Below are 9225 nucleotides of genomic sequence, written 5' to 3'. Positions count from 1 at the left end.
GTAGCGTTCGAGGGTCTGTCCACCCTTGATGGTCAGGCCCTTGATGGTGAGGTGACCGCCCGCGCCGACGTTGAGGATGCGGAAGTAGTCCGCGGCCCGAGGAGTTCCCGTGGGAGCACCCACCACCCCGTCCACGACGGGCACGCCACCCCGTCCGGTCCCGGGCGTACCCCCTGCCGACCGCGCGTTGACCCGGCCGCGCCGGCGGCTCGTGGCCGCCGCGGCGGCTCTGGTCGCGCTGGCCGCCGTCGGCGCCGGCAGTCTGCTCGACCTGCGTACCCCCGCCCCGAAGTCGGCCGACGCCCCGGCGGACGCGTTCAGCGCCGGCCGGGCGTACGAGGACGTCCAGGTGATCGCCGCCCGGTCGCACGTCGCCGGCAGCCCGGCCAACGAGCAGGTCCGCGCTCACCTTGAGCAGCAGTTGCGAGGGCTGGGCCTGGAGACCGAGGTGCAGGACACCGTGGCACCGGAGGCCGGTCAGCTCAGCGGGGCGGCGGGAGGGGCGACGCTGGCCCGGGTCCGCAACGTGGTGGCCCGGATGCCGGGCACCGACTCGACGGGCCGGGTCTTCCTGGTCGCCCACTACGACTCGGTGCAGACCGGGCCGGGCGGCAACGACGACGCGGCCGGCACGTCGACGATCCTGGAGGTGGCCCGCGCGCTGACCACCGGCCCCCGGCCGCGCAACGACATCGTCTTCGTCCTGACCGACGCCGAGGAGGCGTGCCTCTGCGGCGCGGCCGCGTTCGCCGCCAGCCACCCGCTGGCCGCCGACGGCGGTGTCGTGCTGAACCTGGAGGCGCGGGGCTCCACCGGGCCCGTGATCATGTTCGAGACGTCCCGGAACAACGCGAAGCTGGTGGACATCTTCGGCCGGGCCGCCCCACACCCGGTCGGCACCTCGTTCGCTGTGGAGATCTACCGCGCGCTGCCCAACGACACCGACTTCACCGCCTTCCTCGATCAGAAGTTCGTCGGGCTGAACTCGGCGTACATCGACGGGGGCGCGATCTACCACACGCCGTTGGACACCCCGGCCGCCATGGACCGGGGCAGCCTCCAGCAGCACGGGGACAACGCGTTGGGCCTCGCCCGGGAGTTCGGTGGCACCGACCTGACCGACCTGCGCTCCGGGCACGACGCCACCTACTTCCCCGTCCCCGGCGGGCTGGTCCGCTACCCCGGCTGGCTCACACTGCCGCTGGCCCTGCTCGCGGTGGCACTGGTGGCCGCCCTGGGCTGGCTGACCCGCCGCAGCGGCCGGGCCAGCACCGGCCAGCTGGCCGCCGGCTTCGCGCTGGCCCTGGTGCCGATCGTCGCCGCGCCGGTCGCCGCCCAACTGCTCTGGCTGGCGATCACCACGATCCGACCGGGGTACGCGGAACTGCTCGACCCGTACCGGCCGATCTGGTACCGGCTGGCCGTCCTGGCGCTCGCCGCCGCCATCCTGTTCACCTGGTACGCGCTGACCCGCCGCCGGATCGGCCCGGCCGCGCTGGCCGTCGGCGGGCTGGCCTGGCTGGCAGTGCTCGGGGTGCTGCTCGCCGTGGCGGTACCGGGTGGGACGTACCTCACCACAGTGCCAGCGCTGGCCGGCGCCCTCGGCGGGCTCGTCGCGCTGCGTACCCGGCAGACCGGACCGTGGCCGGTGGTGGCGGTGACGGCCGCCGCGGCAGTGGGTGTGGTCATCCTGCTGCCCACAGTGGTGCTGCTCTTCCCCGCGCTGGGGATGGCAATGGGCGGGGTGGCCGCGCTGGTCGCGGTGCTGCTCGGCCTGGTCGCCCTGCCGGTGGTCGACCTGCTGCACCCGCAGGCCGGCGGCCAGCGTGGTCTGCTCGCGCTGCGGGCCCGGCGGCTCGCGGTGCTGCCGGCCGGCGCCGCCGCCGTGGCGGCGGTGGTGCTCGCCGGGGTCGGCCTGGGCGTCGACCGGTTCGACGCCGCCCACCCCGCTCCCACCCACCTGATGTACGCCCTGGACGCCGGCACCGGCCAGGCCCGTTGGCTCAGCCACGAGAGCGACCCGCAGCCGTGGACGGACGGCTACGTGGACGGGGTCACCGATGTCGGCGACGACTTCCCCGGGCTCGGCGACGGTGAGTTGCGGGCCGGACCGGCGCAGTCGGCGAACCTGCCGGCGCCGAAGCTGGAGGTGGTGGCCGACGCCACCGCGGGCGGCGAGCGCACGCTGCGGCTGCGGCTCACCCCGCAGCGGGTGGCCCGGCTCGCCACCCTGCACGTCGACACGTCGACCGCCACCGTGCTGCGCGCCGACGTGGCGGGGCGGTCGGTGCCGGTGGAGCCCCGCGCCGGGAAGTGGGGCTTCGGGCTGGTGTTCCACGCCCCGCCAGCGGAGGGCATCGAGGTCGTGTTGACAGTGCGCCCGATCGCCGGGCAGGTCGCGCTGCGGGCGATGGATGCCAGTGACGGGTTGGACGCGCTGCCCGGCTTCCGCCCCCGGCCGCCGGCCGTCGGCGTCGTCGGGTCGCACAGCTCGGAGATGCTGACGGTCGCCCGCACCTATCCCCTCTGACGGTTGGAGGTGGTCCGGCGAGTGACTCGTCGCCGGACCACCTTCTCCTCCGGTCAGCCCACCGGCTCCGGTTGGCCGGCACCGATCCGGTGCCAGCGATTACCGTCGCCGCAGCCCACTGAACCGAAAATTTCCCTCCGTCGAGCGGTTCGCGCGCCGCTAGCTGTCGGCGCCGAAGAAGGACCCGTAACGACTGAGGTACAGCGGCCACCCGGTGTCGGTGTCGACGCCGTCCCGAAGCGACTCCCAGCCGGGGCCGTGTCGGTCGATGTTCCGGTGCTCAAGCTCGACCCGGGTCCGAGACGGGGTCTCGGCCACGAATCGGATCTCCACCTCGCTGGTGAGGGCCAGGTTCGTCTCGATCTGCCAGGTCGGTCCGATGTCCCAGCTGAAGACGATCCGGGTCGGCGGCTCGTACGCGAGGATGCGCGCCCACCGGCACTCGCTGCCGTCGGCCCCGACGTCGTAGATGTGCCCGCCGACCCTGGGCTCGAACACGGTAGCGGTGACCGGGACGTCGAGCAGGGTGTGCTCGGGTGGCTTGAAGTCGCCGAACCGCTCGGCGAACACGGTGAAGGCCCGCTCGACCGGTGCGTTGACGACGATCTGGCGGCGCACCACCGCTGTAGCTGCTTGCGTCATGAACTCTCCTCCGTCTCTTCGACGACGTCCTGATATCCGTTGAGCGCTCGACGCCAGAAGGTGTCGAGCTGGTCCCGCAGCGCGCTCAACCCCACCGGACTCAACCGGTAGACCCGGCGGGTTCCCATCGCCTGGTCGACGACGAGGCCGGCACTTTTGAGCACCTTGAGGTGCTGCGACACGGCCGGTCGGCTGATCGGAAGCTCGTCCGCCAACTCCCCGACGGCACAGGGCCGCTCGGCCAGGCGCTGGACGATGGCGAGCCGGCTTGGATCGCCGAGCGCCTCCCAGCCCGAATGTGCTCCGTAAGTCACCACGAACGTAAGCTACGACTTACCGACATGCTCGTCAAGCAGGTCCGCAGATGGAATGGCATTGGCCGTATCGATCTTGTGTGTGAGGCTCCGGGAGTGACTGATCTCGACGTCCGCGCAGCTACCCCGACGGTGTCGCTGAGCGTGGAGCGAGCGAACTTCGCCGCAAGGCTGTACGCCGCCGAGGGGTTCCGCACTGTCGAGTCCTTCGAGGACGCGGACACGATGGTGCGCACCCTTCCATGACACCGTCAGCCGCCCGGGTCGCACACCCGGTCGGTCGCCGGCCGGCTCGACTGCGGCCGGCGTGACAGCCTGGGTGGCTTAACCCGGCTAGCGCGACTGACGCCTTCGACCGCCTGAGCGGGCAAACAGCCGCGCGAGGAGCACCATCATGATGATCACTGCCGGAATGACGAGCAACACCCATGATCCGCCGATCAGATTGCCGGTTCCCAGCAACGCCATCGCGACGCTCTCCCACATCAGCTCACGTCCGCTGAATGGCCGGTTGGTCGTCGGACGTCGATGCCGCTCCTCCCGCAGGAGCCGCACCCCATTGAGTGCGAACAGCAGGGCCAACCCGACGCAGGCCCAGCCCGCCCACACGTTCAGCGAGTCCGGCATGGTCACTTTCCAGCCGTCTGCCGCAGGCACCTGGCGACGATGCCAGTGCCGACGGCCATCGTCGCCAACCCCATGAAGTAGAGCGTGAGCATCCCTTGGAAGAGGGCGTAGAAGATGAGCGGGGCGCCGATACACCACATCACCGCGCCGAACAGGAATTGCCGCTTACTGGCCCGGATCAGTGACGTCAGATTCACGCGGTCATGAGAGCACGCTGCCTCGCGCTTCCGCGTCGGCGGTACGGCCGATCCTCACGCCCAGCCTGCGCCGCCCGCCGTAGGCGTCGAAGCCTTCGCTGGGACCGGCGACGCCGCAACTGATCCCGCAGGGGTGTGGTTCACAGGCCGAGCGCAACGGGCTGGGCCGGCACTCCGGCACTGATCAATTCGGCCAAGGGCGTGGCGAGATCGCGAGGCGAGAACAGTTCCGGGCCGACGTACTCCCTGATCTCTGACAGCGACCACCAACGCCAGCCGATGACGTGCTCGGCCGCGAGCTCCTCATCGCTCATCGAACCGCGCGGCCTGAACGACGCGGTCCGAACGAGGAAGTAGTCGTTCACCACGCCATCGTGGCCGGGCGCGAACCCGGCGGCGACGATCTCCTGGTGCCAGACCTGAGGCGGGTCGACATCGAGAGCAAGACCGACCTCTTCGCGAAGCTCTCGCCGCAGGGCGGCCAATGGCGTCTCGCCGTCCTCGACACCACCCCCGGGAGTGATCCAAACGGCGATCGTGCCCGCTGGATCGGGAATGGCGAGTCTGAGCAGCAGAACGTGGTCGTCCTCATCGAGGACGACCGCACGCGCCGACCGCCGCAGGTTAACCGCCGACATCAGAACACCCTAGGGATCGACGACGATCACCGTCGACGCCCGCGACGGTCGTGGTGCACAGGGACAACTGGCTCGATGGCAACGCCACCATGTGGTGGAGCCAAGGCGACGCCGCCAGTTACCGCTCATGGCTACAACAGGCAGGGCTGGCAATCATCGCCGAGGATTTCGTCCCCGAGGGCAGCAGCGGGCACACCCTGTTCTGCCGCAGGCAGAGGCCGTGACGCTTCTACTGCTTCCGCGCCGAAGCCCTTGAGGGCTGGCCCCGCTCTCGCAGCGGTGAACGCCCGCGCTGTTCCTCGCGCTGCTGGTCAGCCTGGCCATGCTCGCGATCCTCATCGCCCGTACCCGGATCCGCTCGGCGGCCATGCTGGGCAGCCTGTCCGCGGTGCTTCCACTGGCCGTGTGCGGACTCCTCATCGCCAGCCTCTGACCGCCGCCACCGAAGATGCTCACCGGGTCCAACCCAGGAAGCGACGGTGCAGAACCCCCGCCGGCACCCAGGTCAGGTCTCGCGAGGCGCAGACCAGTTGAGCACCCATGTAGAGCGCCAGGGAGACGGCTGCGCCCTCGTACTCAGCGCGTAGTTCTTGCTGTCGGGTTCGGCAGGGCCAGGCCGCATTGCAGCCTCCGCAGGTCCAGATCGGCAGCACCGGGCCGTGGGCGGTCACCGTAGGTCGCCAATGAGGTGTACGAAGTGCGCCCGCCTCTGGAGCCACCCCAGTCGCTCCAGGCAGGGATGCGGCCGGCCGCATCGGCACAGGTCGAGCCCGACCTCGTCGTGGCGGTCTAGGAGTTCGTCGGCAGCGGCGACTTGAGCCTGGGCGTGGTCGATGAGGGCCGCCAGGCCGTGAATAACAGCCATCCTCACTCCGTCAGGCCTGAACGGCTACGGTGCCAATCTGCCTCCGCCATGACGGCAGTGCGGTTGAGGTCGCCCGTGGCGATCCGGCTCCGGGCGATATCGAGCCACAGCTGTGACGCGGCGGACTGCTCACCGCTAGCAGTTCGCAGGCCTTCCACGGCGAGACGTGCCAGGCGGCACGACACAAGTTGGTCGTCGTGGACGCGGCCGACGATGAGGTAGTGGTCGGGGCGGTGGTCTTCCCACAGTGCTCGGCACAGACGCCACAGCAGCCGGTGGCGGCAGCCATCAGGCGGCTCGACCGGTGGGTTGCCGATATCGAACAACATGCCCAAGACGGTCCTGCCGGCTGCGGCCTCTGGGCCATGTCCGCTAGCCATGTCACGGTGACATAAGCGGCTCGACCTGCGCGGGCACCATACCTAGGCTCCAGGTTGAGCACGATGCGTAGTCAGTCGACGACGGGTAGGACCGGTTGTGCTAGTCGACCATCTTCAGACTCCGGACGGCTTCTGGGTGCGGGAGGACGTCAGGAGCGCAGTACGTGTCCGCGACATCGGCACTCTGTTCCGGCTGCTTGCCCGGCATACGGGGGCTAGTCAGACGCGCATCGGGGCCGTGGTCGGCCTGGAACAGGGCTATGTCAGCCGAGTGATCGCGGGCCGGAAGGTCACCTCCATCGACGTGCTGGAGCGGATCGCCGACGGCTGCGGTATGCCGGACCAGGTCCGGATGTCGCTCGGCCTCGCACCGCGCCACCAAGAACGTCACCCCATCCCCGGCAGCCCTAGGGGTGACGTGCCAAATGACCGATCCTGGCGTGAGGACGTCCGCGCCGCCACGCAGTTGTGGGAAGGCGATGTGAACCGCCGAGACATGCTCCGTCAGACAGTGTTCAGCTCCGCTGGCTACACCCTGCCGGCGCTGCGCTGGTTCACCGCCCCCACGACTCAACCCGTCACACAGAAAGGTCACCGCTCAGTCGGTCAACCCGACATCGACACCATCCGCGAGATGACCTTCACCTACCGGCGACTCGACAACCAGCATGGGGGCGGCCACGCCCGCGAAACCCTCGCCCGCTACCTCAACCGCGAGGTCACGCCCCTGCTGAGCGAGGGCCGCTACGATCCGGCGACTGGCCGAAAGCTCTTGGCCGCCGTCGCCGAACTGACTCAGCTCGCCGGTTGGCAGGCATACGACACGGCCGAACACGGCCTCGCTCAGCGCTACCTCACCCACGCCCTCAACCTCGCCCAAGCTGCCGACGACGCTGGGCTTGGCGCCGAAATCCTCGCCGCGATGAGCCACCAAGCCACCTACCTCGGTCACAACGCCAGCGGCGTCGACCTCGCTCGCGCCGCACGGCAGGCGGCACAACGCGCCGGCCTCGCAGTGCTGACCGCCGAGGCGCTGGTCATGGAAGCTCATGCCCACGCCGCCGCACGCGACGAACGCGCCTGCACCACCGCACTGCACCAGGCAGAACAGACCCTCGACCGGGCCGATCGCAGCAGCGACCCGCAATGGCTCGGCTACTTCGACGAGGCGTACCTGTCAGCCAAGTTCGGCCACTGCTTCCATGCCCTCGGCCGTTACCAGCAGGCCGAACGCTTCACCGCCCGCTCCCTGCAGATGGACGAACGCTACGTACGCGGAAAGGCCTTCAATCTCACTCTCCTCGCATCCATCCACGCCCACAACGGCGAGCCCGATCGCGCCAGCGTCATCGGGGCCAAAGCCCTCACGCTGACCTCTCAACTGCGATCAGCCCGAGCCGTCCGGTACCTACGCGACCTGCAAACCAAACTCACAGCGCACCGCCGCCGGCCAACCGTCCGACACTTCATCAACCGTGTCGACGTGACCCTCGGTCAACGCCGCTGACTACAGCTCGCCCCGGGCTTTGCGCGCGACCAGCTCCAACACCGCGATCACCGTGCCCGATCCCACGATCTCACCCCGAGACACGAGGTCCCGCGCTTCCGTCAACGGCACCCAGGCCACCCGCTCGGCCTCGTTGACGTCCACCGGCGAACCGATATGTGTCGCCTCGCGCGCAAGGAACAACAGATTCTCCGCGTCCGCGGTCGCCACCCACGGCTGGAACGACAGCATCGGCTCCACCGCACCCGGACGCCACCCGGTCTCCTCTTCGACCTCCCGGACCGCACAGCTCGCCGGCTGCTCGCCGTCGTCGACATAACCCCCAGGCAGCTCCCACACCCACCTGTCGAACACGAACCGGTGCCGCCGCATCAGCAGCAGGCGCTCCTGCTCGTCAAGCACCGCAACCATGGCTGACCGGGGCGTCCGGATCACGTACTGCTCGAAACGGACCCCGTCCGGCAGCTCCACGTCGGCGATGCTCAACCGCGCCCGCCGGCTGCCATCCACCACCCGCTCACCGTGAATCGTCCACCGCGTCGGCTCGGCAACCTGCTCCTCTGTCACCAGACCAGTATCCGACCGCTGGCGCACACGCACCGCCGCACCACACGACGAAGATCCATCCGACGCCAAACCGAACCGATCCTTCGCAGCTAGATGGGATCTAACTTCGACGCGATCTACCTAGACCAAGGATCGGTGGCTGGACGGGCTGGTCGCGCAGAACACTCGCCTTTGGGCGCTACTTCCAGCGGTATTGATCTAGCCTAGGGGCGTAGGCAACCAAACCGGGCGACCGAGTGTCTGAGCTGCTGCTAGACCTGACATGGATCGTCAACGATGGTCACTGCTGGCTCTCGTTGAACGGCCCGAAAACGGGATGATCTTGGCGCGATTCGCGTCGGGCAGGGACCGACCCGAGCCTGCGATTTCGGGGCACCCTGGGACTCGATCCCCTCGCTAGGGTGAGCGACATGGATCTCCGGTACACCCGCAGCGGATCAGCCCGAGTCGGCGGCAACGTAGCGCTCGGAGCCGGCCTGCTGATCGCCCTGCTGATGGTCAGCCCGGAGAACCCTCAAACCGGCGGCTACGTCCTGGCCAGCCTGCTCGTGCTGACGGGTGTGGGACTACGAGTCGAAGCAGCCCTCATCGCCCTGCACGAACAGCGCGGCGACCGATAACCCAGGGGATCTAAACCCCTTACACTTTCGACTCTAATAGATCATCCCCTATTGGACCGATCGCCAGGTTGACCTGCGCAACCATCGCCAACGACTCTCGATGCTTGACACGGCTTGCCGGTCCCAGTTGTGCCGGATTGTGCCCAATGATCTTCGCCCCAGAACGGCTGCCTCACCCAGAATCCACAACGCGGTCCGGTCGGCGTTCATCGGTCCCGCGACCGCAGCCGTTGGCCTCCAAACCCAGGAGCTGTCGCACCATCGGGATACGGTGTGGGGCGTGGCAAAGCCTGTCCGCCGTGGCCGTGGCCGAGGTCGTCCTCGGCCAGTTCAGCGCA

At 69.0% G+C, this 9225-nt stretch carries 11 protein-coding genes; 4 read left to right on the top strand and 7 right to left on the bottom strand.

The features are described 5' to 3' along the window. Positions 1 to 211 precede the first annotated feature (211 nt). Positions 212 to 2530 (top strand): M28 family peptidase, encoded by a 2319-nt coding sequence (locus ABZ749_RS21240; RefSeq protein WP_357230199.1) that lies wholly within the window; start codon positions 212 to 214, stop codon positions 2528 to 2530. Between the two features lie 159 nt (positions 2531 to 2689). On the opposite strand, the gene ABZ749_RS21235 is transcribed toward ABZ749_RS21240, so the two are convergent. Together ABZ749_RS21235 and ABZ749_RS21230 are read right to left on the bottom strand one after the other, a co-directional pair. Further along, a complete protein-coding gene (locus tag ABZ749_RS21235) occupies positions 2690 to 3172 on the bottom strand; it encodes an SRPBCC family protein (RefSeq protein WP_357230197.1) in 483 nt (160 codons plus the stop codon). Beyond that, positions 3169 to 3489 (bottom strand): metalloregulator ArsR/SmtB family transcription factor, encoded by a 321-nt coding sequence (locus ABZ749_RS21230; protein ID WP_357230195.1) that lies wholly within the window; start codon positions 3487 to 3489, stop codon positions 3169 to 3171. The genes ABZ749_RS21235 and ABZ749_RS21230 overlap by 4 nt, the downstream gene beginning before the upstream one ends. A gap of 93 nt (positions 3490 to 3582) precedes the next feature. On the opposite strand from ABZ749_RS21230, the gene ABZ749_RS21225 reads away from it, so the two are divergent. Continuing rightward, entirely contained in the window at positions 3583 to 3732 is a 150-nt protein-coding gene (locus tag ABZ749_RS21225; RefSeq protein ID WP_357230193.1) for a hypothetical protein, read from the top strand. A gap of 87 nt (positions 3733 to 3819) precedes the next feature. Here the strand turns inward: ABZ749_RS21225 and ABZ749_RS21220 are convergent, their stop codons facing one another. The 4 genes from ABZ749_RS21220 to ABZ749_RS21205 form a co-directional block, all read right to left on the bottom strand. After that, entirely contained in the window at positions 3820 to 4143 is a 324-nt protein-coding gene (locus tag ABZ749_RS21220) for a hypothetical protein (protein ID WP_357230191.1), read from the bottom strand. Continuing rightward, entirely contained in the window at positions 4116 to 4310 is a 195-nt protein-coding gene (locus tag ABZ749_RS21215; RefSeq protein ID WP_357230190.1) for a hypothetical protein, read from the bottom strand. The genes ABZ749_RS21220 and ABZ749_RS21215 overlap by 28 nt, the downstream gene beginning before the upstream one ends. 140 nt (positions 4311 to 4450) lie before the next feature. Then, a complete protein-coding gene (locus ABZ749_RS21210) occupies positions 4451 to 4948 on the bottom strand; it encodes an NUDIX domain-containing protein (RefSeq protein ID WP_357230187.1) in 498 nt (165 codons plus the stop codon). An 867-nt stretch (positions 4949 to 5815) separates the two neighbouring features. After that, positions 5816 to 6142 carry a hypothetical protein gene (locus ABZ749_RS21205; protein ID WP_357230185.1) on the bottom strand — a complete coding sequence of 109 codons (327 nt, stop codon included), beginning with the start codon at positions 6140 to 6142 and terminating at the stop codon, positions 5816 to 5818. Between the two features lie 148 nt (positions 6143 to 6290). On the opposite strand from ABZ749_RS21205, the gene ABZ749_RS21200 reads away from it, so the two are divergent. Further along, positions 6291 to 7700, top strand: a complete 1410-nt coding sequence (locus ABZ749_RS21200; protein WP_357230183.1) for a helix-turn-helix transcriptional regulator — start codon at positions 6291 to 6293, stop codon at positions 7698 to 7700. Here ABZ749_RS21200 and ABZ749_RS21195 read toward each other — a convergent pair whose 3' ends face one another. Next, positions 7701 to 8267 (bottom strand): NUDIX hydrolase, encoded by a 567-nt coding sequence (locus tag ABZ749_RS21195; RefSeq protein WP_357230181.1) that lies wholly within the window; start codon positions 8265 to 8267, stop codon positions 7701 to 7703. A gap of 410 nt (positions 8268 to 8677) precedes the next feature. On the opposite strand from ABZ749_RS21195, the gene ABZ749_RS21190 reads away from it, so the two are divergent. After that, entirely contained in the window at positions 8678 to 8887 is a 210-nt protein-coding gene (locus tag ABZ749_RS21190) for a hypothetical protein (protein WP_357230179.1), read from the top strand. The last annotated feature ends 338 nt before the right edge of the window (positions 8888 to 9225 follow it).

The sequence above is a fragment of the Micromonospora sp. NPDC047753 genome (assembly GCF_040642735.1).
Lineage (GTDB): Bacteria > Actinomycetota > Actinomycetes > Mycobacteriales > Micromonosporaceae > Micromonospora.
This window is presented reverse-complemented; position numbering and strand designations above follow the sequence as displayed.

Coding starts and splice junctions, on each gene's coding strand:
- ABZ749_RS21235 (WP_357230197.1), bottom strand. CDS start 3,172: ATGACGCAAGCAGCTACAGCGGTGGTGCGCCGCCAGATCGTCGTCAAC.
- ABZ749_RS21210 (WP_357230187.1), bottom strand. CDS start 4,948: ATGTCGGCGGTTAACCTGCGGCGGTCGGCGCGTGCGGTCGTCCTCGAT.
- ABZ749_RS21205 (WP_357230185.1), bottom strand. CDS start 6,142: ATGTTGTTCGATATCGGCAACCCACCGGTCGAGCCGCCTGATGGCTGC.
- ABZ749_RS21190 (WP_357230179.1), top strand. CDS start 8,678: ATGGATCTCCGGTACACCCGCAGCGGATCAGCCCGAGTCGGCGGCAAC.